The 24,895-nt window shown below is 75.9% G+C and carries 23 protein-coding genes; 3 read left to right on the top strand and 20 right to left on the bottom strand.

Going from position 1 to position 24,895, the window contains the following annotated elements:
* Position 1 precedes the first annotated feature (1 nt).
* From MJ876_RS19535 to MJ876_RS19520, 4 genes are all read right to left on the bottom strand, one after another.
* Positions 2-1,705 carry an urease subunit alpha gene (locus tag MJ876_RS19535; protein WP_240238990.1) on the bottom strand — a complete coding sequence of 568 codons (1,704 nt, stop codon included), beginning with the start codon at positions 1,703-1,705 and terminating at the stop codon, positions 2-4.
* Positions 1,705-2,340, bottom strand: a complete 636-nt coding sequence (locus MJ876_RS19530; protein WP_308192628.1) for an urease subunit gamma — start codon at positions 2,338-2,340, stop codon at positions 1,705-1,707. Before MJ876_RS19530 ends, MJ876_RS19535 begins: the two co-directional genes overlap by 1 nt.
* 194 nt (positions 2,341-2,534) lie before the next feature.
* A complete protein-coding gene (locus MJ876_RS19525; RefSeq protein WP_240238989.1) occupies positions 2,535-3,104 on the bottom strand; it encodes a hypothetical protein in 570 nt (189 codons plus the stop codon).
* Between the two features lie 184 nt (positions 3,105-3,288).
* Complete coding sequence (locus tag MJ876_RS19520) at positions 3,289-3,918, bottom strand: methyltransferase (protein WP_240238987.1); 630 nt, start codon at positions 3,916-3,918, stop codon at positions 3,289-3,291.
* 98 nt (positions 3,919-4,016) lie between these two features.
* On the opposite strand from MJ876_RS19520, the gene MJ876_RS19515 reads away from it, so the two are divergent.
* Together MJ876_RS19515 and MJ876_RS19510 are read left to right on the top strand one after the other, a co-directional pair.
* On the top strand, positions 4,017-5,060 hold the full coding sequence (locus MJ876_RS19515; RefSeq protein WP_240238985.1) for an iron-containing redox enzyme family protein: 1,044 nt from the start codon (positions 4,017-4,019) through the stop codon (positions 5,058-5,060).
* Positions 5,057-5,245 (top strand): CDGSH iron-sulfur domain-containing protein, encoded by a 189-nt coding sequence (locus tag MJ876_RS19510; RefSeq protein ID WP_240238983.1) that lies wholly within the window; start codon positions 5,057-5,059, stop codon positions 5,243-5,245. The genes MJ876_RS19515 and MJ876_RS19510 overlap by 4 nt, the downstream gene beginning before the upstream one ends.
* A 578-nt stretch (positions 5,246-5,823) precedes the next feature.
* On the opposite strand, the gene MJ876_RS19505 is transcribed toward MJ876_RS19510, so the two are convergent.
* The 14 genes from MJ876_RS19505 to MJ876_RS19440 all read right to left on the bottom strand — a co-directional run bounded on the left by MJ876_RS19505 (position 5,824) and on the right by MJ876_RS19440 (position 20,318).
* On the bottom strand, positions 5,824-7,044 hold the full coding sequence (locus tag MJ876_RS19505) for a glycosyltransferase (protein ID WP_240238982.1): 1,221 nt from the start codon (positions 7,042-7,044) through the stop codon (positions 5,824-5,826).
* Complete coding sequence (locus tag MJ876_RS19500; protein WP_240238981.1) at positions 7,041-8,054, bottom strand: hypothetical protein; 1,014 nt, start codon at positions 8,052-8,054, stop codon at positions 7,041-7,043. The genes MJ876_RS19505 and MJ876_RS19500 overlap by 4 nt, the downstream gene beginning before the upstream one ends.
* Entirely contained in the window at positions 8,051-8,854 is an 804-nt protein-coding gene (locus MJ876_RS19495; protein ID WP_240238979.1) for a glycosyltransferase family 2 protein, read from the bottom strand. Before MJ876_RS19495 ends, MJ876_RS19500 begins: the two co-directional genes overlap by 4 nt.
* On the bottom strand, positions 8,851-9,909 hold the full coding sequence (locus MJ876_RS19490; RefSeq protein ID WP_240238976.1) for a glycosyltransferase: 1,059 nt from the start codon (positions 9,907-9,909) through the stop codon (positions 8,851-8,853). The genes MJ876_RS19495 and MJ876_RS19490 overlap by 4 nt, the downstream gene beginning before the upstream one ends.
* Positions 9,906-11,012: a glycosyltransferase gene (locus MJ876_RS19485; protein ID WP_240238974.1), complete on the bottom strand. Its 1,107-nt coding sequence runs from the start codon at positions 11,010-11,012 to the stop codon at positions 9,906-9,908. Before MJ876_RS19485 ends, MJ876_RS19490 begins: the two co-directional genes overlap by 4 nt.
* Positions 11,009-12,184, bottom strand: coding sequence for a glycosyltransferase family 1 protein (locus tag MJ876_RS19480; protein WP_240238973.1), 1,176 nt, complete (start codon positions 12,182-12,184; stop codon positions 11,009-11,011). The genes MJ876_RS19485 and MJ876_RS19480 overlap by 4 nt, the downstream gene beginning before the upstream one ends.
* Positions 12,185-12,438: 254 nt before the next feature.
* Entirely contained in the window at positions 12,439-13,290 is an 852-nt protein-coding gene (locus tag MJ876_RS19475) for an ABC transporter permease (protein WP_240238972.1), read from the bottom strand.
* The gene (locus tag MJ876_RS19470; protein WP_240238971.1) at positions 13,287-14,264 is read right to left on the bottom strand and encodes an ATP-binding cassette domain-containing protein; all 978 of its coding nucleotides are present in this window, start codon (positions 14,262-14,264) and stop codon (positions 13,287-13,289) included. Before MJ876_RS19470 ends, MJ876_RS19475 begins: the two co-directional genes overlap by 4 nt.
* A gap of 99 nt (positions 14,265-14,363) precedes the next feature.
* Positions 14,364-14,891 carry a hypothetical protein gene (locus MJ876_RS19465; RefSeq protein ID WP_240238970.1) on the bottom strand — a complete coding sequence of 176 codons (528 nt, stop codon included), beginning with the start codon at positions 14,889-14,891 and terminating at the stop codon, positions 14,364-14,366.
* Positions 14,892-14,903: 12 nt separating this feature from the next.
* Entirely contained in the window at positions 14,904-15,854 is a 951-nt protein-coding gene (locus MJ876_RS19460) for a hypothetical protein (RefSeq protein ID WP_240238969.1), read from the bottom strand.
* Between the two features lie 87 nt (positions 15,855-15,941).
* Positions 15,942-16,622 (bottom strand): haloacid dehalogenase type II, encoded by a 681-nt coding sequence (locus MJ876_RS19455; RefSeq protein WP_240238968.1) that lies wholly within the window; start codon positions 16,620-16,622, stop codon positions 15,942-15,944.
* 4 nt (positions 16,623-16,626) lie between these two features.
* On the bottom strand, positions 16,627-18,156 hold the full coding sequence (locus MJ876_RS19450; protein ID WP_240238966.1) for an ABC transporter ATP-binding protein: 1,530 nt from the start codon (positions 18,154-18,156) through the stop codon (positions 16,627-16,629).
* On the bottom strand, positions 18,156-19,253 hold the full coding sequence (locus tag MJ876_RS19445) for a hypothetical protein (RefSeq protein WP_240238964.1): 1,098 nt from the start codon (positions 19,251-19,253) through the stop codon (positions 18,156-18,158). Before MJ876_RS19445 ends, MJ876_RS19450 begins: the two co-directional genes overlap by 1 nt.
* Before the next feature lie 168 nt (positions 19,254-19,421).
* Positions 19,422-20,318, bottom strand: a complete 897-nt coding sequence (locus tag MJ876_RS19440; RefSeq protein WP_240238962.1) for a family 16 glycosylhydrolase — start codon at positions 20,316-20,318, stop codon at positions 19,422-19,424.
* A 106-nt stretch (positions 20,319-20,424) separates the two neighbouring features.
* On the opposite strand from MJ876_RS19440, the gene MJ876_RS19435 reads away from it, so the two are divergent.
* Complete coding sequence (locus MJ876_RS19435; protein WP_240238960.1) at positions 20,425-23,067, top strand: AMP-binding protein; 2,643 nt, start codon at positions 20,425-20,427, stop codon at positions 23,065-23,067.
* Here the strand turns inward: MJ876_RS19435 and MJ876_RS19430 are convergent.
* Together MJ876_RS19430 and MJ876_RS19425 are read right to left on the bottom strand one after the other, a co-directional pair.
* Positions 22,956-24,044 (bottom strand): ABC transporter ATP-binding protein, encoded by a 1,089-nt coding sequence (locus MJ876_RS19430; protein ID WP_240238958.1) that lies wholly within the window; start codon positions 24,042-24,044, stop codon positions 22,956-22,958. The genes MJ876_RS19435 and MJ876_RS19430 overlap by 112 nt on opposite strands.
* Positions 24,041-24,895 (bottom strand): iron ABC transporter permease (locus MJ876_RS19425; RefSeq protein ID WP_240238956.1); only part of this gene is annotated, 855 nt, incomplete at its 5' end. The genes MJ876_RS19425 and MJ876_RS19430, both read right to left, overlap by 4 nt.

Below are 24,895 nucleotides of genomic sequence, written 5' to 3'. Positions count from 1 at the left end.
GTCAGAACAGCGCGTGCAGCTGCGCGAGCGGCAGCCGGTCGGCGGGGGCGGGCTCGACGAGGTCGCCGTCGACGGTGATCGCGAACGTCTCCGGGTCGACCTCGATGACGGGCAGCACGTCGTTGTTGCGCATCTGCGCCTTGCCGACGCCGCGGGTGTCCGCGACGGGCAGCAGGCGGCGCCGCAGGCCGAGACGGTCGGCGAGGCCGTCGTCCAGGGCGGCGGGGGCGACGAAGCTGACGGAGCAGTCCGCGCCGGTCGCGTCCCCGAACGACGGGCGCATCAGCACCGGCTGCGGGGTCGGGATCGAGGCGTTGGGGTCGCCGAGCGCGGCCCAGGCGATGCTGCCGCCCTTGACGACGACCGACGGGCGCCAGCCGAACGACGCGGGCTCCCACAGCGCGAGGTCGGCGAGCTTGCCGACCTCCACGGACCCGATCACGGCGTCCACGCCGTGCGCGACCGCGGGGTTGATCGTGTACTTCGCGACGTAGCGGCGGGCGCGCTCGTTGTCGGCGGGCAGCGACTCCCCGAGGCTCCCGCGGCGGTGCTTCATCGTGTGCGCGACCTGCCAGGTGCGGGTGACGACCTCGCCGATGCGCCCCATCGCCTGGGCGTCGGACGACGTGATCGACAGGGCGCCCATGTCGTGCAGGACGTCCTCGGCGGCGATCGTCGTCGCCCGGATGCGGGACTCGGCGAACGCGAGGTCCTCCGGGACGTCGGGGGACAGGTGGTGGCAGACCATCAGCATGTCGACGTGCTCGGCGACCGTGTTGACGGTGTGCGGCAGCGTCGGGTTGGTCGAGCCGGGGATGACGTGGGGGCGGCCCGCGATGGTGAGGATGTCGGGCGCGTGCCCGCCGCCGGCGCCCTCGACGTGGAACGCGTGGATGGAGCGCCCGGCGATGGCGTCGAGGGTGGAGTCGACGTACCCGGCCTCGTTGAGCGAGTCCGAGTGCAGCGCGACCTGCAGCCCCCACTCGCCGGCAGCGGTCAGCGCGGCGTCGATCGCGGCGGGGGTGGAGCCCCAGTCCTCGTGGACCTTGTAGCCCGCCGCCCCGCCGAGCGCCTGCTCGGCCAGCCCGGCGGCGGAGACGGTGTTGCCCTTGCCGAGCAGCAGCACGTTGACCGGGACGGCGTCCAGCGCGCGGTGCAGGCGCCCGAGGTGCCACGCGCCGGGGGTGACGGTGGTGGCCTTCGAGCCCTCGGAGGGCCCCGTGCCGCCGCCGACCACCGTGGTGACGCCGGTGGCGAGAGCCTCGTGCAGCTGGCTGGGGGAGAGGAGGTGCACGTGGGAGTCGATGGCGCCCGCGGTGAGGATGCGGCCCTCGCCGGCGATGACGTCGGTCGACGGGCCGATGCGCAGCGCCGGGTCGACGCCGTCGGCGACGTCGGGGTTGCCGGCGCGGCCGATGCCGCAGATCCGCCCGTCGCGGATGCCGACGTCCGCCTTGACGACGCCCCACCAGTCGAGGACGACGACGTTCGTGATGACCGTGTCCGGCGCGCCCTCGGCGCGGGTGGTCGTGCCCTGCGCCATCGACTCGCGCACGGACTTGCCGCCGCCGAAGACGGCCTCCTCGCCGCCGACGGTGAGGTCCTGCTCGACCTCGACCCACAGGTCGGTGTCGGCGAGGCGGATCTGGTCGCCGGTCGTGGCGCCGTACAGCGCGGCGTACCGGGAGCGGTCGATCTGGACCATCAGGCGTCTCCTGCATCCGTGGGTCGAGCCTGTCGAGACCGGAGTCCTGGGACGCGTCTCGCCCCCGCCAGCGCCACGGCGACCACCTCGCGGGAGGCGCCGGGCTCGAAGCGGACCGACGTGCCCGACGGGATGTCGAGGCGGAACCCCTGCGCGGCGTCCCGGTCGAAGTCCAGGGCGCCGTTGGCGTCCGGCAGGTGCAGGTGGGAGCCGATCTGGACGGGCCGGTCGCCGGTGTTCTCGACGACCAGCGTCACGGTCTCGCGGCCCGCGTTGAGCTCGACGGTGCCCTCGCCGACGCGGACGGCGCCGGGCCCGGAGCCGTCGTACGCCGCCCCGATCGGGTCGTGCACGGTGACGAGCTTGCGGCCGTCAGGGAACGTCGCCTCGACCTGGACGTCGTGGAGCATCTCGGCGACGCCGTCCATCACGTCGTCGGGGCCGAGCACGTCGCGCCCGGACTCCATCAGCTCGGCGACCGTGGCGCCGTCCCGCGCCCGCTCGATGACCCAGCACGACAGCAGGGCGATCGCCTCGGGGCGGTTCAGCCGGACGCCGCGGGCGAGGCGGTCGCGGGCGACCATCCCGGCCGTGGCGAGCAGCAGCTTCTCGACGTCGCCGGGGGTGAGGTCCACGGGGTGCTCCTGCCGCTCGCGGGTGCGGAGCAGCAGCAGACCACACACGACACCCCGCCCGCACCGGGGTGGTCCGCGGTACGAGCGGGGTGTCGGTGTCGTCACACCGGAACCTGGCCCCGCCCGCGCCGGGGTGTGCCGCAGCGCGGGCGGGGTGTCCTGGTGGGTCACACGGGGTCACACGGGGTGCGGCCTCACGCGAGGCGCGAGACCCCCGGGACGCGGCTGAGGTGGCTGCGCACGAGCTGCTCGGGGCGCTGCTGCTCGCCCTGCACGGACGCGAGGACGACGAGCGCGCCGGTCACGGCGGGGATGCCCCACTGCGCGAGCTTGAGCTGGCGCTGCGCGGCGGCGACCTCCTCGCTGGTGCTCGAGCCGGGCTCGGTGGCGCCCTGGCCCTGCTCGCCGCGGGCGGAGCCCTCGGCGACCTTGCGTCCGAGGTAGCCGCTCCAGGCGGTGAGGCCGAGCGCCGCACCGGTGAGGACGGTCTTCAGCGCGGTGTTGCTGCGGGCGCCGGGCTGGCTGACCACGCGGGCCTTGTTGGCCTGGACGAGCCCGAGCCCGCCGATGAGGTGGGCGCCGATGGCGGCGGCGTTGACGGGGGCCCAGCGGCCCCAGCCGCGGGAGGAGAGGTCGAGTCGCTCGTTCGGGTCCTTGGCCGCGGCAGCGGCGCCGTTGAGGCCGACCGCGCCCATGAGGCCGCCGCCGAACCAGGCGGCCAGACCGGCGTCGTGCATGCTGCGGGAGATCGAGTTGCCTGCCATGTGGAGGCTCCGTCCTGTCGGGGATGTCGCCGGGCCTGCCGGGTCGCGGCGGCCACGGCGCGAACCTCCCCGTACCCGGCGCCCGGGGGGCCTGATACGACCCGCCGAGCGACCGGGGTGGACGGCGAAAAGACTCGATCAGTCGCCTCCCGCGGGGTACGGCGCGGGCATGACGCCGTTCCTCTCAGCCGTGCCGCAGACGCAGCACGAGCCCTCGTTCGCCGTGCCGCCGGCCGCCGGGGGACCAGCCCGCGTCGGCGGCCTCCGCCGCCAGGGCGTCCGCCTGACGGTCGTCCCCGAGCTGGACCAGCAGGCTCGCCCCGGGAGCCAGGTGACTCTCGACGGCCGCGACGCAGGCGCGCGCCGGGCCGAGCCCGTCGATGCCGCCGTCGATGGCGGTCAGCGGGTCCTCCGGGAAGCGCGTGACCTGGGTGCTGCGCACCCACGGCGGGTCCGCCAGGGCCAGTGCGAAGACCTCCCCGGGAGCCAGCGCCACCGACAGGTCGCTCGAGCGGACCTCCACGTCGTCGATGCCGTTCGCCGCCGCGTTGTGCGCGACGAGCTGGCAGCAGACCGGGTCGGCGTCCACCGCGACGAGCGGACGCCCCGAGCGCTGCGCGGCGAGCAGTCCGATCTGCCCGGCGCCGGTGCAGAGCTCGACCAGGCCCCCGGGCGGGGCGTCGTCCAGCAGCTCGGCGGCCCAGTGGGACTGCATCGCCGTCCACGGGCGGGGCTCGAGCACGCCGGGTGCGGCCGTGATCTCGAGGGTGTCGAAGGTGGAGTGCGTGAGCCCTCCGGCGTCCAGCAGCGTCATGGGTGTCTCCTCTCGCCGACCCCCGAGCGGGGCGGTGGTGCGCCTCCGGTGACCCGTGGCGGGTGCGGCATGCAGAGGCGCCGGGCGGTGGTCGGACGATGAGGCTCCCCGAGGCCCGGGGCCCGCTGGGCGAGCGGCTGCACGAGGTCCTGGTGTCGCGGCCGGGGGACCCCACGGACCGCGAGCTGGCCGGCGCCGTCCACACGGTCGGCGAGGACGCCGACGACGACGCGCTCACCCTCTGGACGCTCCAGGAGCTGGGCTACCGCGGCTTCGACGAGGTCGACGAGGGCTGGGAGCACCACCCCGCACTGGCCCCGCTGACCTACGCCCTCGAGCAGGACCTCGAGGCGCGCCTGCGCAGCCGGTACGACGACGCGCGGGCCGACCTGCCGTCGGCCACCGGGGACGTCGCGGAGGACCTCTTCGCCCTCGCCGAGGCGCACGACGGTCCGTCGATCGCGCGGCACGTCGAGCGCCGCGCCACCCGTGAGGAGGTGGAGGAGCTGCTGCGGCAGCGCTCCGTCTACCACCTGAAGGAGGCGGACCCGACGAGCTGGGTCGTGCCCCGCCTGGACGCCGCGCCGAAGGCTGCGCTGGTTCAGGTGCAGTACGACGAGTACGGCACCGGCCGCGTCGACGCCGTCCACCACGTGCTGTTCGAGCGCGGGATGGACGAGGCCGGCCTGGACGCCACCTACGGCGCCCACGTGGGCGAGGCGTGGCTCGAGACGCTCGAGCAGAACACCGCGATGAGCCTGTTCGGCCGCCACCGCCGCCTGCGCGCGGCGGCGCTGGGGCACTTCGGGGCGTTCGAGACGACGAGCTCGCTGCCGTCGCGCCGGCTCGCGAAGGGTCTGCGCCGGCTGGGGTTCCCGGAGTCGCTCGCGGCGTACTACGACGAGCACGTCGAGGCGGACGCCGTCCACGAGCAGCTCGCCGTGCGCGAGGTCTGCGGTGCCCTGGTCGCGGCCGAGCCGGACCAGGCCGACGAGGTGCTGTTCGGCGCCTGGACCTGCCTCGACCTCGAGACCCGCAACGCCCAGGCGACGCTGGCGCGCTGGGGCCACGCTCCCGCCGCCGACGCGGGCGACACCGGGGACACCGGAGACACCGGGGACGACGGGGAGGCCGCCGCGTGACCGGCCGCATCCGTGCCTGCCCCGGCGGCCCGCTGCTGGTCGACGGCGAGGTGGAGGTGACGACGGAGGACGGCGTCGTCCACCGTTCCACCCGCCCCGTCTCCGCGCTCTGCCGCTGCGGCGCCTCCGGCCGCGCCCCCTGGTGCGACGGCACCCACAAGCTCCTGGACCGCCGCCCGACCTGAGGTGGTGCGCTCGGAGGTGGTCGAGGTGCGACGAGCCCTGGCGAAGAGCCTCGAGACCCGGTGACCTGACTGGGTCGTCTCGCCGGGTTTCGAGGCTCACTGCGTTCGCACCTCAACCAGCGGCGAGGCCGTCGTCCAGACGCGGCGCCACTGTTCGCGCGACCTGAGGTGGTCGAGCAGTGAGGAGCGTCAGCGACGAGCGCGTCGAGACCGCCGATCCGGACCGAAGTGTGGTGGTTCGTCTGAAGCTGGTTCAGATAAACCACCACACTCCCGGGTGCGTGTCGGGTGGTCTCGACGGGCTCGACCGGCGGTGGTGCCGTCCGCGGTGGTCGAGGTGCGACGAGCCCTGGCGAGGAGCCTCGAGACCCGGTGAGCTGACCGGGTGGTCTCGCCGGGTTTCGAGGCTCACTTCGTTCGCACCTCAACCAGCGGCGGGGCCGTCGCACTCAACCAGCGGCGGGGCCGTCGCACTCAACCAGCGGCGAGGCCGTCGGTCGCACCTCAACCAGCGGCGGGGCCGTCGCACCTCGACCAGCAGCGAGGCCCGCGGGCGCACCGTGGCCCCCGACGAGCGCCTACGCCCAGCCGCCCAGCCACGCGTCGAGGGCGACGCCGGCGGCGTCGGTGATGCCGTCGGGAGCGGGCTCGGTGGTCCGCACGAGCGGCTCGAGTCCGAGCGCGTCCCGGCGGAGCAGGCGCAGGTCCGTCACCGTCGCGTACGGCGACCCCTCGGGTCCGCGGTCGACCTCGCCGACGCCGGCGGGCGGGGGTGCGAGCAGCGCGCGCCAGGCGTCGGGCTCGGCGCGGACCCCGCGGTGCAGGTGCACCCGCAGCGCGGCGCCGGCCTCGACGGGGGCCAGGGTGCGGCGTACCCGGTCGTCGCCGACCTCGCTCCACATCCCGCGGTCGCTGACGACCACGGCCTGCGGGTCGGCGGCGAGCAGGCCGTCGACGGAGACGAGCAGGGCGGCGTCCGTCAGCTCCGGAGCGTGGGTGACGACCACCCGCGGGGGCGCCGAGCGGAGCCCGCGGAGGGCCACCGGCCAGGCGTTGACGCGGCGTCCGACGGCGACGGCCTCGCGGGTCCGGCGGTCGGAGGTGGGGTCCAGGGCGCGCTCGCCCTCCCCGGCGGCGGGGCCGTCGTGCCAGGCGACGGCGGCGGGCACGTGACGGAGCCGGCCGCCGGCGGTCCACCAGCGGTGGGCGAGGTCCCAGTCCTCGCCGCCGTAGCCGACGAGGCTCCCGTCGAAGCCGCCGACCCGCGCGAACCAGGCGGCCGAGCAGGCCATGGTCGCCGAGATGACGAACCGGAACGACGAGGCGTCCGCGGCCCGCAGGTCGTCGGTGGCGCGCCAGCCGTCGGCCAGCCACGACGGGTCGGGCAGGGCGTGCTCGACGGCCCCGCGCAGCGGGTCCGCGGGGTCGAGGTCGGCGGGGAACGCGGTGTGGTGCCGCAGACCCACGGCGAGGACGTCGGGCTCCGCGGCCACGACCGCCGCCAGCGCCCCGACGTACGACGGCTCCGGGGCGGTGTCCGCGTCGAGGAAGACCAGCACGTCTCCGGTCGCCGCCCGGGCGCCCCGGTTGCGCACGCGCGCCGCGCGGAACCCGGCGTCCGGCTGCCGCACCAGCCGCACCCCGTCCGGCAGCGTCAGCGCGGTCGGCGAGCCGTCGTCCGCGACGAGGACCTCCTGCACCGGCGCGTCCTGCCGTGCGAGCGCCGCGAGGGTCCGGGCGAGCTCGGCGGGCTGGTCGTAGTGCGCGACCACGACGGAGACGCGCGGGCCGTCGGTCACGGCACCGACCACAGCGCCGGCCACCGCCGCCACCAGGCCTGGTAGGCGCGCGCGACCTCCGGCAGGTGCGGGCCCGGGGCGGGCTCGTCCAGGTCGCCCAGCGACGGCTCGACCAGCCGCTCGCGGACCCGCTCCGCGACCTGCTCCGCACTCGCGTGGCGCGGCAGCAGCTCGAGGGTGCCCGGGCGTAGCGCACGTACCTCGCGGGCGTACGGGCTGTCCGCCACCAGCGGTCGGCGTCCCGCGGCGATCCAGCTGTGCAGCGACCCGGACGCCGACACGTTGCCGTGCGCCACCAGCCCGACGGTCGCCTCCGCGAGGCCCTCGGCGACCTCGGCGTCGCTGAGCCAGCCGGTGATCGTGAGGCGGACGCCGAGCCGCCCGGCGGTCTCCTCCAGGTCGGCCCGAAGGTCCTCGTGCCCCTCCGCGACGGCGCCGAGGGCGACCACGCGCGGACGCCGGTCCGGGCTGTCCCCGAGCAGCGCGGCGGCCTCGATCGCCTCGACGTGGCCCTTGCCGGGGTAGACCCAGCCGAACACGGCGACGGTGGCGTCACCGGGGGCGACGGGTCCGGCGACGGCCGGGCGCGCGGGGTGCGGGGCGGTCACGAGCGGCAGCGGGACCACCGCGCCGTCGCGCGGCGGCGAGCAGTGCCGGACGACGGTCGCCCGCTCGGTCTCCGAGCAGGCCACCCACCCGGCCGCCGCCTGCAGCACCCGCCGGTACGCCGTCCGCCGGTCGGCGAAGGCGTCCCCGTCGGTGGGCTGCGGGACGTCGTGCAGCGTCAGGGTCAGCCGGTGCCGGTCGGCCATCGCGACCACCACGCCAGCGGCGGTGACGGCGTCCGCGCCGAACAACCGGTCGGTGAAGTGCACGTGCAGCGGCGTGCCGGGCGGCAGCTCCAGGTGGTCGTGCACGGTCTGCGCGCCGGTCCGCTCGGCGAGCTGCCGGGCGAGGATCGTGACGCCGTGCCGCTCCGTGCCGGGCACGAGGAGATGTGCCGGGGTCACGCGGGCACCCCCTGCCAGCCGCCGGCGCCGTCCGGCTCGACGAGCCCGCGCCCGGCCAGCGCCTCGAGCCAGCCGGCCATCGGCCACCAGCCCCACCGCTCGGCGAAGAGGCGCCCGTTACGCAGGATGTCGTCGACGTGCTCGACCGGCGGGTCGCTGACCGGGTGGTGCTGGTGGTACGCCGGCGCGTCGCCCACCCAGCCCAGCCCCAGACCGACGGCGCGGAAGCGCTGCCCGAGGTCGGTGTCCTCCGCGCCGTACCCGACGTACGTCTCGTCGAAGCCGCCCGCGCGCTCCCACGCGTCGGCGCTCAGCGCGAACGACAGCGACCAGAACAGCTCCCAGTCGTCGCTGGTCTCACGCGTCCCGGGCCGCGGCGCGGGGCGGACCGGGTGCGGGTCGTCGAGCGCGGCGAGGGCGTCGAGCGGGTAGGGCCGGTGCTCGGCGCGCAGGTAGGTGACCGGGCCGCACCACACGACGCTGGGCCGGTCGGCCACGGCGGCCTCGTACGCCGCCAGCGTGCCCGGGCCGACGAGGCAGTCGACGTCGAGGAAGACCAGCGTGTCGGCGCCCGCCTCGATCGCGGTCGCGGCGGCGAGGTTGCGGGCGGCGCCGACCGGCAGCGGGTCGTCGGGGCCGACGTCGAGGTGGACGACGTCCGGCCCGGCGATCTCGTCGTCGCCCATCGCGACGACGACGCGGAGGTCCGGCGCCCGCCCCGACAGCGCCAGCGTGGTGCGCTGCGCCGCCAGGTGCTCGTGGCGCCCGCGGGCGGCGGTGAGGACGGCGAGCCGGCTCACGCGGCGCCGCCCAGGCCGGCGGCCTCCCGACCGAGGTCGGTGACGAGGGCCGCGAACCGGCGCGCGGCGTCGCCGTCGCACCACCCGGCCCAGCGGCGTCCGTCGAGGCCCGCGACGTGGTCGAGCAGGCCCGGCCAGTCGGGATGGTCCAACGTCTCCAGCATCACCGCGGGCCAGTCGCCGCCGTCGAGGGAGCGGGCGGTGACCTCCTGCTCGTCGAACGGGCGCTCCGCCGGGACGACGACCGCCGGGACGCGCGCGGCGGCGACCTCGGCGAGCGCGTTCTGGCCGCCGTGGACGACGACGACGTCCGCCTCGGCGAGCACCGGCCACGGGTCCTCGACCCAGTCCCCGCCGGGCCCGAGCACGGTCACGTGGCGGCCCCCGCCGTCCAGCCGCAGCGCGCTGCGGAGGACGTCGACCTGCGCGGGGGACCAGGCGTCCCCGCCGCGTCCGCCGAGGACGACGACCCGGCGGGCCCTCGTCGCGGCCTCGACCGGGGGACGCCCCGCGGCCGGCGCGAACCGCGACAGCCCGCCCAGGGGCACCACGCGGTCGACGACGTCGGCGGGCAGCCCGGGCAGCTGCCGCTCGTGCGCGGACGCCGGCCAGAACCCCACGAGCGCGGACGACGCCCGCAGCCCGGTGAGGTGGGCGTCGTCGTCACGACGTCCGGGCAGGACGACCGAGACGACGGGGACGCCGTGCAGTCGGCACAGCAGCGCGACCTCCTGCGACACGTCGCTGACGACGAGCCGCGGGCGCGCGTGCTCGAGCCACGCCGAGACCGCCGCCATGCGCCGGCGCAGGCCGTCGTGGCCGAGCGGTGCCCAGTGCAGCGTGCCGTGGGCGGTCGGGTCGCGCGGCTGGGGCGCGGGCTGCGGGTCGACGTCGTACGGGAGCGTGACCCAGTCGAGGGCCTCGTCGTCGGCGGGCCCCAGCGACGACAGCACCGTCACCGTCTCGGGCTCGGGGCCGCTCGCGAGCTGCACGGCGAGGACCCGCGCCCGGTGCAGGTGCCCGCGGCCGTGGTGGTGGACGTAGTAGCCGATCACGCGGCCCGCCCGAGGTCGAGCACGGCGCGGCGGTAGAGGTCCTCGTAGGCGTCCACCATCGCGGTCAGCCCGAACCGCTTCACCGCCGACGTCCGCACGACGTCACGGTCGAGGCCCGCGGCCTCGCGGATGGCGACGGCGAGACCGTCGACGTCGTCGGGGTCCGCGAGCCGGCCGGTCTCGGCGTCCACGATCTCGGGCAGGGCGCCGCGGGCGTACGCCGCGACCGGCGTCCCGCAGCTCATCGCCTCGGCGGCGACGAGCCCGAACGGCTCCTCCCACGCGGGCGTGAGGACCGCGACCGACGCGGAGCCGACCGCACGGGCGAGGTCGGCCCGGGCGAGGTGGCCGAGGTGGCGGTAGCCCGCGTGAGGGCCGGCGGGGTCGTCGAGCAGCGGCCGGACCTTCTCCGCGACGTACGCCGGGTCGCCGACCGGCCCGACCAGGTCGAGGGCGACCCCGGCGGCGCGGGCGGCGAGGACCGCGGCGTGCGGTGCCTTCTCGGGCACGAGCCGGCCGAACCAGATGGCGCGGTCGCCGCCGGGGCCGGGGGTCCACGCGTCGGTGTCGATCCCGTTGTGCACGACCTCGGCGTCGACGACCGGCGCCCACTGCCCGCGGGTGGCGTGGCTGACGGCGATGAAGTGGGTGTTCGTGGCATGCGACAGCCCGATCGCCGACTCCAGCCACGGGATGGGCGGGGTGTGCAGCGTGGTGACCACCGGCGCGGCGACGGTCGCCGCCATCGCCACGGGCAGGTGGTGCAGCGAGTTGTTGTGGACGACGTCGTACGGCCGGCCGTCGCCGGTCCCGCGGTGCAGCTCGAGCATGAGGTCGAGGTAGGCGTGGTGCTCCCGCATCCACGTCTCCGGGGGCGCGGCGAGGTCGGCGCGCGCGGCGGGGGAGCTCTCGAAGGGGGCGACGGGCAGCGTCCGGACGTCGAGCGACGGGGACGAGCCGGGGGCCGCGAACAGGTCCACCTCGTGGCCGCGTCGCCGCAGCTCGACGACGAGCGCGGCCGTGTGGGCCTCGAGCCCCCCGGCGTAGGGCTCGGCGATGGGGAAGCGGCTTGAGGCGATGACGCAGATCCGGAGGGGCCTCACGCCGCGCCCCCCGCCGGCACGGTGCCGCGCGAGCGGGCGCCGTCGAGGACGGCGGCGTACAGCTCGCCGTGGGCGCGGGCCACGGCCTCCCGCTGCGTCGCCCGCTGCGACGGCTCGTCACCGGCGAGGACGTCGGACGGCTGGCGCAGCAGCCCCGTCAGCGCCTCGGCGAGGCTGTCGGTGTCGACGGAGTCCTCGTCGGCGGTGAACACGGCGTCCGCGCCCTGGCTGCCGTAGCAGCCGGAGGACGGCGCCAGCACCCGTGTGCCGACGTCGTGACAGGCCTCGAGCCAGCCGGAGTGGGTGCCGTGGCGGTAGGGCAGGACGGCGACGTGCTGGCCGGCCAGCTCGCGCCACAGGTCGGCGTCGGACAGCCGCTCGTGCCAGACGACGTCGACGTGCTCCCCGCCGGGGTCGTGGGCCAGGTCGTCCAGGGCCTCCACGACCGCGCACGCGGCGGGGTCGCGGTCGAGGCGGTCGGGGTGGCGGACCTCCTCGTGCACGGTGACGCGCAGCCGGGCCGCGGGGTGGCGGCGGACGACGTCCACCAGCGTGGGCAGCAGGCGCAGCGGGTCGCTGCTGCGGCGCAGCTCCTTGATCGCGAGGCCGACGACCGGCGCGGGCAGCTCCTCGGCGCGGCGCCGGCGCTCGGCGCGGATCTCCGCCATCGCCCCCAGGTCGACCAGGTGCGGGTGGGGCAGCACGAGCGGGCGACGTCCCCAGCGGTCGGCGACGACGTCGGCGGCGGCCTCGGTCAGGGTCACGAGGTCCGCGGCGCGGGGCACGAGGACGTCTAGCTGCGCCTGCAGCAGGGCCGGGTCCTCGTGGTGCGGGTTGCGCAGGTCGTGCAGCGTCAGGACCAGCGGCACGCCCTTCGCGTCGAGCACGTCGGCGAGCCGCCCGAGCTCGGCGGGGGAGCGGTCGTCGTAGCCGAAGTGCAGGTGCAGGACGTCGAACGCCTGGTCGGCGACCCACGTCGGGTCGAGCGCGACCGGCGGCCACCAGCGGCCGGTGGCCGGGCGGGTGGGGTCGTCGGGGTCCGGGTCGGGGCGCAGCACGACGTCCGTGCCGGCGGCGATCGCCTGCTGCACGTAGGGGTGACCGGCCGGCACCGACACGACCTCGATCGGTCGGACGGCGACGGCTGTCCTGGCTCCGCTGACCTGCGGCACTGCGTGGGCTCCTCCCGGGCGCGACGGATGGACGCCGGGCGCGCGTCACCCAGGGAGCGGTGGGCACGCCGGCGGTGGGCCGCACAGGTCACGCCGCGTGCGTCTCACGCGGGTCTCGTCGTGCCTGCGGCCGGCGGCGGGGGCTGCACCGCTACTCCCCGGGTTCCCGACCGGGCCCCACCCATGCACACAGCACGGATTCATCGGCCCCGGCCCTCAGGTGGTCTCGACGGGCTCGACCCCGGGGACCGGGCTCACTTCACCAGCGCGCGGTACTTCCTCGTGCAGAGCAGGCCGAAGATGACTGCGATGCCCACCGTCCAGGCGAGTGCCTGCAGCACCAGCGAGGTGGTGTCCTGGCCGGCGAGCAGGAGCTCGCGCTGCGCGGCCGTGACGTCGTCGCCCAGGATCAGCGACCGCGCGGCGTTGATGACGACGCTGACGGGCTGGTGGGTGGCGAAACCCTGCAGCCAGTCCGGCATCGTCTCGACGGGCACGAACGCCGACGAGGCGAACGTCAGCGGGAAGATCAGCGGGAAGGTCGCCGCGTTGACCGCCTCCGCGCTGCGGACCGTCAGCCCGATCAGCGCGTAGCCCAGGCTGACCGCGAGCGCGAACAGCAGCAGGAGCAGCATCGCGAGCAGCAGACCGAACGGGTCGTTGGGGCGGAACCCGACGGCGAAGCCGGTGGCCACGAGGATGGCGAGGCCGACGGCGTTGTTGATCGAGTCGGCGTACACGCGGCCGCCGAAGACGGCGCTGCGCGCCATCGGCAACGAGCGGAGCCGGTCGACGAACCCCTTCTGCATGTCCTCGGCCAGCGCGAAGCCGGTGACGCCGGCGCTGAACAGCACGGTCTGCACGGCGATGCCGGGGATCAGGTAGTTGACGTAGTCGAGGTCCTCGAGACCCTGGATCGCGCCGCCGAAGACGTAGCGGAACAGCAGCACGAACATGATCGGGCTGACCAGGTTGAAGACGATCTGCTCGGGCTGGCGAAGCAGCCGGCGCAGGTTGCGGGTCGCCATCGCCTGGGTGTCGCGCAGCGCCCAGACGAGGCTGCTGCCCCCGGCCTCGCTGCGCGCGGGCGTGGTCGTGGTGCTCACGAGGAGGCCTCCTTCTCGTGCTGGGTCAGGGCGTCCTCGTCGGCCGGCTTGCCGGTCAGCTCGAGGAACACGTCGTCGAGGCTGGGCTCGCGCAGCTGGAGGCCGCGCGCCTGCAGGCCCGCGTCGTCCAGCGCGCGGACGACGGTCGCCAGGGTCGCGGTGCCGTCGGGGGCGGGCACGCGGACGGTCTCGTCCTCCCGGCTCGCCTCCATCCGGTCGCCGAGGAGCCGGCGGACCTCCTCGGCCCGGTCGTCGTCCTCCATCACGACCTCGACGACGGCGGCGCCGAGGCGCGACTTGAGCTCCGAGGAGGTGCCCTCGGCGATCACGCGACCGTGGTCGATGACGGAGATGCGGTCGGCGAGCCGGTCGGCCTCCTCCAGGTACTGCGTGGTCAGCAGCAGGGTGGTGCCGTCGCGGACGAGGTCCTCGATGACGCCCCACAGCCCGAGCCGGCTGCGCGGGTCGAGGCCGGTGGTGGGCTCGTCGAGGAACAGCACCGGCGGCCGCGCGACCAGCGCCGCCGCGAGGTCGAGGCGCCGCCGCATGCCGCCGGAGTAGGTCTTCGCGGGCCGGTCGCCCGCGTCGGTGAGCGCGAACCGGTCGAGCAGCTCGGCGGCCCGGCGCTTCGTGTCGGCGGACGACAGGTGGTTGAGGCGCCCGACGAGGGTGAGGTTCTCGCGGCCGGTCAGCATCTCGTCGACCGCGGCGTACTGCCCCGCGAGCCCGATCCGGCGGCGCACCTCGGCGGGGTCGGCGACGACGTCGACACCCGCGACCTCGGCGCGGCCCGAGTCGGGCCGCAGCAGCGTGGTGAGCACGTTGACGCTCGTGGTCTTGCCGGCGCCGTTGGGGCCGAGCAGGCCGAGGACCGTGCCCGGCTGCACCTCGAACGAGACGCCCGCCAGTGCCTTGACCTTCTTGCCGAACGTCTTGTGCAGGTCCTCCGCGACCACCGCAGGTCTGTCGACCACGCGGGCCTCCTTCTCGTGTCCTCCGACGTCGTCAGGACGCCCAGGTCGAGACTAGGAGGTGCCGCCGACAGTCCGGGTGACGACCGGGTGAACCCGACGTCACGGCCAGGTCCGGGCGACCGCCGGCAGCTCGGTCGGCGCCGCCAGCGGCGTCGCAGCGGTCAGCACCCGGTCGATGACGTCACCGCCCCCGCAGCTGCCGACGGTGGTCTCGCTGACCTCGTCGGCCTGCGCCCGGTTCACCTGCCCCGGCTCGGCGTCGTACACGCTGACGACGAGGGTGGTCCCGCCCGCGCAGTCGTCCGGGTCGCCGTCGGCGTCCTCCGCGGCGGCGACCAGGTCGGGCAGCACGTCGAGGAAGTCCTGCCACGCGACGGGGTCGGTGCCGACGGAGTCCTCGTGGGCGACCTCCTCGTAGTCGGTCACCGTCGCGACGGTCGCCTCGGCGTCGAGGTCGAGCTGCCACGAGCGGTGGTAATCTGGCGGCACCGAGCTGTCCGTGAACGTCAGGTCGACCAGGGTCCGCGCGGGGTCGCGGTCCTCGAGGTCGGCGCCGCAGCCGGCGGCCGCCAGCAGCAGGACCGGGGCCGCGAGGAGGGCCGTCGTTCGGCGGCGTCGCGTGGTCACGGTGCTCCGACGTCAGGAGGTGGTGGCCGGTTCCACCCCGACGAGCCGGTCGTTCAGGGCCGTGCGGACGGCGAGCGGCAGCAGCCCGACCGCGGCGAGCGCGAGGAAGCCGCTGAGCAGCTTGTCCCCGGCCGACGTGACGAGGTTCGACACGACCATCGCGACCCAGGCGGGCGCGTCGGTGAGCAGGCCGCCGAGGAGCTGGGAGCCGCTCGCGTCGGCGTCCGGCCCGAACAGGACGGCGATGACGAGCAGCGCCACCGCCGAGCAGGCCAGGGCCGCGAGCAGGTTCAGGCCCAGGAAGCGGGGCAGCGTGCGACCGAGCCCCCACCGGTGCACGCCGTACCCCCACACGAGGGCACCCACCACGTTGACCAGGGCGAACGGGATGCTCGCCCAGCCGAAGACCGCGGCGCCGAGCAGGTTGGTGGCCAGCCCGACGGCGACGGCCCGCCACGGGCCGAGCGCCACGGCGACGACAGCGGTGCCGAGCATGTCGAGGTAGAGCGGCAGGGCGAGCGCCACCTGCAGCTGGATCCCCACGAGGTTCGCCAGGACGCCGCCGAGGAGCAGCAGCGCCACGAGGACCGGGGTCAGCCCGGCCTGCGCCGTCGCCACGGGCGGCTCGTGGGGGACGGGCTCCGCCCCCGGCTCCGGTTCCGGCGGCGGGGCGTCACGCTCGGCGATCCACCGGTCGACCTCGGCGGCGTCGACACCGAGCGAGAGACCGATGTCGCGCAGCAGGGGCGCGTCGATCCGGGACCGACCGGGGCGGAAGCAGTCGTAGACCGTCGACCGCGCCACCCGGGCACCGTCGGGGAGGTCACCGCGTCCCACCCTCACGGTCGTGACCCGCTGCGCCACCTCGGCGTACGACGGGTCCCCGGCCGCGTGCCGCGCCTCCTGCAACCGGCCCACCACGTGGTCCCACCCGGTCGGCTGGACGTTCTCCTGCTGGTTCACGGACCCCCTGGTGCTCCTGGACGGGACGACTCCCGCCCTTCGACGCCGCGCCCGCCGTCCCGGTTCCCGGCCCGTCCCGACCCGTGGTCAGCGCTCGGCGAGGAGGACGTCCGCCAGCTCGGCGAAGCCCGACACGACCAGGTCCGGCTCGGGGAAGACCGACGGCCAGGGCGCGCCCGTGCGGTCGACGTACGCCGTCTGGTAGCCGGCCGCGTGCGCGCCGGCGAGGTCCCAGGGGTGGCAGGCGACCATCATCGCGGCGCGCTCGGAGACCTGCGCCCGGCGGACGCCGTACGCGTAGGCGCGCGGCTCGGGCTTCCAGGCGCCGGCGTCCTCGACGGACAGGACGTCCTCGACGGTGTCGCGCAGCCCGGCCTTCGCGAGGATCGACTCGGCGACCGAGGTGGCGCCGTTGGAGAGCGTGAGCATGCGGACGCCGCCGGCGGCGAGCCGCGGCAGGCCCTCGGCGACGTCGGCGTGGACGGGCAGCTCTGAGAACCCGGCGAGCACGTGGGCGACCGCGTCGTCGAGCGGGCGGTCGAGACCGTCCTGCAACGACAGGACGGTCCGCAGCCCGTCGCCGGCGACCTCCGCGAACGGCCGGGAGCCGCCCAGGATGGTGAGCACGAACCCGTCGCGCAGCACGGCGGTGAACCACGGCGTCGCCAGCTCGGCCGGGGCGCCGACGTCGGCGAACCGCGCGCCCAGGGCGGAGACGTCCGACAGCGTCTCGTTGACGTCGAGGACCAGCAGCTCGGGGGCGTCCATGCCCTCAGGCTGTCACGCGCTCCTTGGCGTCGTGGGCGACCACGCGGGTCATCGGCGTCCGGAGCGGGCCGAGGTCCGAGGTGGACACCACCACGCCCGGGTGCGCGTCGACGACCTCCCGCAGCCGGGCACGGCCCTCGTCGTCCAGCTCGGTGTCGATCCGGTCGAGCAGGAGCAGCGGCGGGTCGCCCAGGCAGGCGCGGGCGAGCCGGAGGCGTGCGCGGTCGGCGGTCGAGAGCGGCTCGCCGCCGCGGCGGAGCTCCGTGCGCTCGCCGCGCTCCAGGGCGGCGACGGTGGTCGTCAGCCCCACTCGCTCCAGGACGGCGGTCGCAGCGCCGGCGTGGGTGTCGGGGCGGCGGTAGCGGACGGCCCGGGAGACGGTGCCGCGCTCCAGCGGCTGCCCGGCTGCGGCGAGGCCGACCAAGGCGCGGCGCTGCTGGGCCGGGAGGTCACCGAGCGGCCACCCGTCGACGAGGACGCGTCGAGACGGGGCGGGTGAGGCGAGGTCGCGCAGCACCCGGGAGGCGACGTCCGGGTCGGAGGAGACGAGCCGGATCCGGTCGCCCGCCCCGGCGGTGAACAGCCCCTCGACCTCGACCAGCGCCCCCGAGCCGACCCGGTGGGCGTCGACGGCCGGCCCGCCCTGCCGGACGGCGACGAGCGGCGCCAGGACCCGCCGGGCGGCGCGGTGGTTCTGCCGGAGCTCGGCGATCCGGCCGGTCTCGGTGAGGGGCGTGGCGAGGGCGGCGGTGACGGTGAGCGCCGTCGCGAGGTCGCCGGGGGACAGGTCCATGCCGAGGCCCGCGACGACGACGAGGACGGCGATCGCCGCGGCCGTGGCGGCGGCCGCGGCCTGCAGGGCGCCTGCCGTCCGGGCGCGGGCGACGGCCGCGTCGGCGACCTTGCGGCTGTCGTCGGCGAGGCGGCGACGCTCGCGGTCCTCCCCGCCGGCGGCGAGGATGCCCTCGCGTCCCTGCAGGGTGTCGCTCAGTCGCGACGCGAGCCGGCCACGGATCCTCCGCAGCCGCCGCGCCCGGTCGAACGCCAGCGGCATCAGCACGGACGCCGCCGTCCCCATCACGACCAACGGGGTGGCCGCGGCGACCGCGACCACCGGGTCGAGGGAGCCGAGCAGCAGCAGCGCACCGACCACCAGCGGGCCGGCGGCCACCAGCGGCGGGACGCCCTGGGCCACCCACCCCCGCACCGACGTGAGGTCGTTCGTGGCCCGCGCGAGCGTGATGCCGAGCGACGGGCCCCGCTCCGCGCTGAGCGCGGAGGCGACCAGCCGCCCGCGCAGCTCGTGCACGTAGTCCTGCCCGAGCCGCTCCGCGACCACCCGCACGCCGTACGTCGTCGCCGCGGTGGCGGCCACCGCGCCGAGCAGCAGCCCGACGGTCGAGATGACGACACCGCCGGAGACCAGCCGTCCGACCAGCAGCGCGAGCCCCATCGTGGCCGCGCTCTGCGCGACCGAGACCACGACGAGCCACGCCATCAGGGCGCGGCGGCTCCCGGCGAGGACGGGGGGCATCAGGCCGCCCCGACCTCGAGCCCCGCGTGGCCGATCAGCTCGAGGCCGACGCCGGGAAGGCAGAGGTCGTAGGTGTCCACGACCGGCACCCCGGTCCCCGCGAGGGCGGCGTGCGCCTCCCCGGCGGCGAGCGGGCTGGCGGTCACCACGCCCGAGGCGGCCACCACGGGCAGGTCGAGCTCACGCAGGCGCCGTACGCCGGCGGCGGCCCCGAGCGCGTCCTGCGCGGCGAAGACGACCGCGTCCACGCGGCCGGCGTACGCCGGATCGGCGAGCAGCTGCGCGGTCTCGCCCTGGTACAGCCCGTCGGCGACCTCGACCACGACGACGTCGGGTCCGTCGAGCGCGAGCTGGTCGACGAGCGCCGTCCAGGTGGCCTTCACCTCGTCGAGGTCGAGCCGGTAGGTGCTGGCGTGGCCGAAGTCGGTGAAGTCCAGGACGCGCAGCGCCCCCGCGTCACGGAAGACGTTCGCGTCGTTGCCCGCGCCCGTGCCGGTGGCCTTGCCGGCGGAGACGACGAGGCCCGAGCGGGTCAGCCCGTTGACGAGCGAGGCGAGGACGGTGGACTTGCCCGAGTTCATCGACGTCCCGAGGACGCCGACGACCAGCGGCTCCTTCGCCACCGTCGCGCGCGGCGCGTCGGGCGAGTACGGCGCGTGGTCGGCGAGGGTGACCACGCCGCGGGAGTCGGCGAGCAGGCCGAGCGGCTCGATGCGGGTGGGGCAGTCGATGGAGGCGTGCTGCTCGATCACGGTGCCGGCGAGGCCGCCCGCGGCCACGAGGTCGCAGGGCCCGAGGTCGGAGGGGACCTCGGCGAGGAACTGGTCGGGGGCGTAGCGCGGGCCGTAGGCCAGGAGGATCTCGTCGCCGGGGAACAGTAGCTGCCGCCGCGACACGGGGCTCTCGAGGCGGGTGTGCTTGCCGATCTCGGTGACGCGGGCGACGACGACGTCACCGGCTGCGGGGACGACGTCCGGACCGCTCAGCAGGTGGTAGCCGTCGGCGCTGGCCTCGACGGCGGCGGAGACGTAGCGGGTCGTGTAGGAGGCCTTCACCTGGCGGAGGCGCTGGGGGGCGAGGGGGGTCGTGGTGTCCATGGCGCACACGCTCACGGCCCGCGATGAGCCCGACGTGAGTCGCCGATGAGAGGGGCCTCATGGTCGCCGTTCCTTCGTGGCGGCGAACGGGACCAAGGAGCGGATCGAGCCGGTACCGGGCCGATATCGGGCCTTTCTCCCGTTCTCCCTGACACGACAGCTCGCGCCTCAGGACGGCGAGTGCACCATCTGCCCGTCGACCCAGCCGGTGCCGTACATCCGCAGGTAGTCGACGCTCATGGTCGCTGGGAACTTCGTCGTCCGCGTCGGTGAGCCCGGCCAGTCGCCGCCGACCGCGACGTTGAGCAGCAGGTGCATCCCCTGCTCGTAGACCCACCGGCTGCCGGGCGGCAACATGTCGGGCGTGAGCGTGTAGACCGGGACGTCGTCGACGAGCCAGTGGATCTTGTACGGCTCCTTCACCACCGAGAACACGTGGTAGCCGCTGCTCGCCGCCGCCCCGAGGTCGGTGGAGTGGCCGATGCCGTCCGGGCCGGAGTAGCCGGGCCCGTGGGCCGTCCCGTACGCCGTCCGCGGCTCGTGCCCCACGACCTCCGCGATGTCGATCTCGCCCTGCGCGGGCCAGATCTCGTCGGTCTCGCCGAGCATCCAGATCGCCGGCAGCAGGCCGCGCCCGGTGGGCAGCTTCGCACGGACGTCGATCCGTCCCCAGCCCAGCGCAACCGTCCCCTCGGTCGTCAACCGTGCGGAGGTGTAGTCGCAGAACCCCGACGGCCAGCAGGGGTGCCGCGAGCTGCGCACCGCGCGCCGGGCGGTGATGTCGAGCGAGCCGCTGCCGTTGTACGCCGAGTTGCCGGCGTAGTTCGTGTAGTACTGCAGCTCGTTGTTGTACCAACCCTGCGTCTCGCGGTTGCCGACCTTCGTCGTCCAGACAGCGGGGTCGACCCGGGTGCCGGCGGGGCCGTCGAACTCCTCGGACCAGAACGGCGTCTCGCCCCGGTCGGTCGGTCCCTCGGCGACGGCCGGGGCCGCTGACAGGGAGGCGGCGAGGGTCGAGGCCAGGAGCAGCGCCAGGACCGCCGTGCGAGCCGGGCGCAGGGTCATGGCGACGAGGGTAGACGCCGGATCCTGCGTTCCTCCCATCCTGACCGGGGACGGGCACGGACGAGCGATCGGCCGCCCAGGTTAGCCTTCCCTTACCATCCTCCTCGTGACCCTCAGCCCCCTCCGGCCCGAGACGGGCGTGCCCCTGGCGCGGGCCCTGCACGGCTTCGGTGACCGCGTCGCGCTGCGCACCTCCGAGGGCGTCGTCTCGTACGACGAGCTGGCGCGGCTGGTCGACCGGGCGGGCGAGCGCCTGGGGCCCGAGCGGCGGCTGGTCCTCCTGGCCGTGGGCAACGACCTCGGCAGCGTGGTGCAGTACCTCGCCTGCCTCGCCGGCGGCCACCCCGTGCTGCTGACCGACCCGGCCGGTGACGACCGCGAGCTCGTGGCGACGTACGACCCCGACGTGGTGGTCAGGGACGGCGAGGCCCGGCAGCGCAGACCCGGGACGGCCCACCGCCTCCACCCCGACCTCGCGCTGCTCCTGTCGACCTCGGGCAGCACCGGGTCCCCGCGCCTGGTGCGGTTGAGCGCCGAGAACGTGCAGGCGAACGCCGAGTCGATCGCCACCTACCTCGACCTGCAGCCGCGCGACGTCGCCGTCACCTCGCTGCCGTTGCACTACTGCTACGGCCTGTCGGTCCTGCACTCCCACCTGCTCCGGGGCGCCTCGGTGGTGCTGACGTCCCTGTCGGTGGTCGACCGCTGCTTCTGGGACCTCTGCCGGATGCACCGGGTGACGTCCCTGGCCGGGGTGCCGCACACCTTCGAGCTGCTCGACCGCCTCGGCTTCGGCCGGGGCGGGGAGGGGGCCGTGACCGCGCTGCCGTCCCTGCGCCTGCTCACGCAGGCCGGCGGCAAGCTGGCCGCCGAGAAGGTGCGGGCCCTCGCGGAGCTGGGGCAGCGTCGCGGCTTCGACCTGGTCGTGATGTACGGGCAGACCGAGGCCACCGCCCGGATGGCCTACCTGCCGTCCGAGCTGGCGGCGACGGCCCCGCACGCCGTCGGCCGCGCCGTGCCCGGCGGCACGCTGCGGATCGAGCCGGCAGGCGCCGAGGTCGGCGAGCTCGTCTACGCGGGCCCCAACGTGATGCTCGGGTACGCCGACTCGCCGGCCGACCTGGCCCGCGGCCGCGTCGTCACCGAGCTGCGGACCGGGGACCTCGCGCGGTTCACCGACGACGGCCTGGTCGAGGTCGTCGGGCGGGCGTCGCGCTCCGTGAAGGTCCTCGGTCTGCGGGTCGACCTGGACCGGCTGGAGCACCTCTGCGCCGACGCCGGGCTCGAGGCCTGGTGCGCTGCCGAGGGTGATCGCGTGGTCGTGGCCGTCACGGGAGGGCCGGGCGCCGCCGAGCGGGTGCGCGCGCTCCTGGCCCGCCGCACCGAGGTGCCGGCCGGTGCGCTCGACGTCCACGCCGTCGACGCGCTCCCGCGGCTGCCGTCGGGCAAGCCGGACCACCGGGCGGTCGCGGCGCTGGCCGCCGCGACCGCGGCCCAGGAGCCGGCCCCGGAGGGCGCCGGGACGGCCACGGCCGACCTCGTGGCGCTCTACGCCGAGCTCCTGGACCGCGACGACGTCACCGCGGACGACTCGTTCGTGTCGCTGGGCGGCGACTCCCTGTCGTACGTCGAGGTCTCTCTGCGCCTCGAGGAGCGGCTGGGCCACCTGCCCGCCGACTGGCACACCACGCCGCTGCGCCGGCTCAGCCCCGCCGTACGGCGCCGCCGCGGGGCGTCGGTCGAGACCGGCCTGGTCCTGCGGGCGGTCGCGATCGTCGCCGTGGTCGGCACCCACGGCAACCTGTTCGTGCTCACCGGCGGCGCGCACCTGCTCCTCGGCCTCGCCGGCTTCAACCTGGCCCGCTTCCAGCTCGCGGGGTCCTCACGGCGCGAGCGCGTGCGCCGGGTGCTGGCGAGCCTGTCCCGGGTGGTCGTGCCCACGGTGCTGTGGGTCGGTGGCTTCGCCCTGCTGGCCTCCGCCTACCCGTGGCAGACGGCGCTGCTCCTCAACGGCCTGCTCGGGCCCGAGGAGTGGGCCGAGCCCGCCTGGCACCTGTGGTTCCTCGAGGCGCTGGTGGTGCTCGTCGCGGGCGTGGCGGCACTGGTGACGCTGCCCGCCGTCCACCGCCTCGAGCGCCGCTGGCCGTTCTGGCTGCCCTTCGCGCTGGCCGTGGTCGCGCTGCTCACCCGCTACGACGTCGTGTCCCTGCGCGGCGGCGACGAGATCCACCGCGCCCACGTGGTGGCCTGGCTGTTCCTGGCCGGGTGGGCTGCGTCCCGGGCGCGGACGACGGGCCACCGGGCCGTCCTCACGGCGCTGGTCTGCGCCGCGACGCCCGGGTTCCTCGACGACCCGGCGCGGGAGGCGGTGGTCGGCGTCGGGATGCTGCTGCTGGTGTGGGTGCCGCGGGTGCGGATCCCGCGGGCGGCGTCACGGGTGGTGGGCCTGCTGGCCGCGGCGTCGCTGCACGTCTACCTCGTGCACTGGCAGGTCTACCCGCACTTCGAGGACGACCGCCCGCTGCTCGGGGTGGTGCTGTCCCTCGCGGCCGGGGTGGCGGTGTGGGCCGCGGTGCAGCGCGTCGTGCCGCTCGCCCGGCGGGGCGCGGACGCGGTCGCGTCCCGTCGTCGTGCCGCTCAGGCGCCGGGGGCCGGCGTCCTCGTCGTGGCGACGACGTCCTCGCCGCGGACCAGCACCGGGACCGACCCCGGGAGGACGGTGACCGTCACCGGCGTCCCCTCCGCGTGACGGGTGCGGTGCGCCGACCACGCCGTGATCGTCGCGCCCGAGGGCAGGCGGACGACGTGGGCGGTCTGGACGCCGTGGTACTCCGAGCCCACCACCCGCGCCGCCGAGCCGGCGTCCGCGACGACCTCGAGGTCGTGGGGGCGCAGCAGCACCTCCAGGTCGTCGGTCCGCCCCTCGGCGACCGACGGCGGGACGGACAGCGGCAGCGCCCCGAGCTCGCAGGCCACGCGACCGTCGTCGTACGTCGCCGGCAGGACGTCGGCCTCGCCCATGAAGGTCGCGACGAACCGGCTGCGGGGCCGGTCGAACACGTCCTGGGGGGTGCCGAGCTGCTCGAGGCCGCCGGCGTCGAGGACGGCGACGCGGTCGCCGAGCGCGAGGGCCTCGACCTGGTCGTGGGTCACCAGCAGCGCCGCGCTGCCGGTGTCGCGCAGCGCGGCGACGGTGTCGGCGCGGACGCGGGCCCGGAGGTTCTCGTCGAGGCTGGAGAACGGCTCGTCGAGCAGCACCACCGACGGTCGCGGGGCCAGGGCGCGGGCCAGCGCCACCCGCTGCTGCTCGCCGCCGGAGAGCTCGTGCGGCATCCGGGCGCCCAGGCCGGGCAGCCCGACCCGCTCCAGCGCCGCGGCGACCTCCGCGGCCCGGCGGTCGCGGGGGACGTCGGTGAGCCCGAACGCGACGTTCGCGGCGACGTCCAGGTGGGGGAACAGAGCGTGGTCCTGGAACACCATCCCGACCCGGCGGTGCTCCGGCGGGCGGTGGCGGCGCCCGTCGTCGGACAGCTCGCCGCCGATCGTGATGGTGCCCGCGTCGGAGCGCTCGAGACCGGCGACGAGGCGCAGCAGCGTCGACTTGCCGCAGCCCGAGGGGCCCACGAGGGTGACGATCTCGCCCTCCTCGACCTCGAGGTGGACGTCGAGCGCCGCGGCCAAGCTGCCGTAGCGCTTGGTCACCCCGCGCAGCGACAGGGCGGTCACCGGACCTCCCGGCCCGGGGCGCGGCCGTGGCGCAGCAGCAGCGCCACGGGCACCACGGAGAGCAGCACGATGAGCAGGGCGGGCAGCGCGGCCCGCTCCCAGTAGTTCTCCGAGGCCAGCTCGAAGACCCACACCGACAGGGTGGTGAAGCCGAAGGGGCGCAGCAGCAGCACGAGCGGCAGCTCCTTCACGGCGTCCACGAGCACCAGGGTGGCGGCCACCGCCGCCCCGGACCGCACCAGGGGCAGGTGGACCCGGCCGAGCAGCCGGCCCGGCCCGGCGCCGAGGACCTGCGCGGAGGCCGTCACGGACGTCGGCACGCGGGTGAAGCTGGCGTCGACCGCCTGGTAGGCGGGCCCGGTGAAGCGGACGACGTACGCGACGACGACGCCGAGCACGGAGCCGGTGACGAGCAGCCCGGTGCCGCCGTCGACGCCGAGCGCCACGAGCAGCCGGTCGACGGCGTCGAAGGAGGCGAGGACGCCGATGCCGATGACCGCGCCGGGGACGGCGTACCCGACCATCGTCAGCTGGGCGGCGGTGCCGACCACCCGGCCGCCGCCGAGCCGCCGGGCGTGGGACATCACCAGGGCGACGAGCACGCACACCGCCGCGACCAGCGCGGCGAGGGTGGCGCTGTTGGCGAGGTGCTCGGAGAACCGGTCGTCGGTGAGGGTGCCGGGCGTCCGGGCGGCGTCCACCGCCCAGGTGAGCAGTCGGAGCACCGGCAGCCCGAACCCGGCCGTGACGACGGCGCCCGCGGCGAGGGTCGCCGCGGCGGCGCGGCGCCCGGTGAGCCGGCGGCGCTCCAGGCCGCGGCCGGCGCCCCCGCGCTGCGCGAAGCGGGCCCG

This window comes from Nocardioides sp. CFH 31398 (assembly GCF_022436705.1).
Taxonomy (GTDB): domain Bacteria; phylum Actinomycetota; class Actinomycetes; order Propionibacteriales; family Nocardioidaceae; genus Nocardioides.
This window is presented reverse-complemented; position numbering and strand designations above follow the sequence as displayed.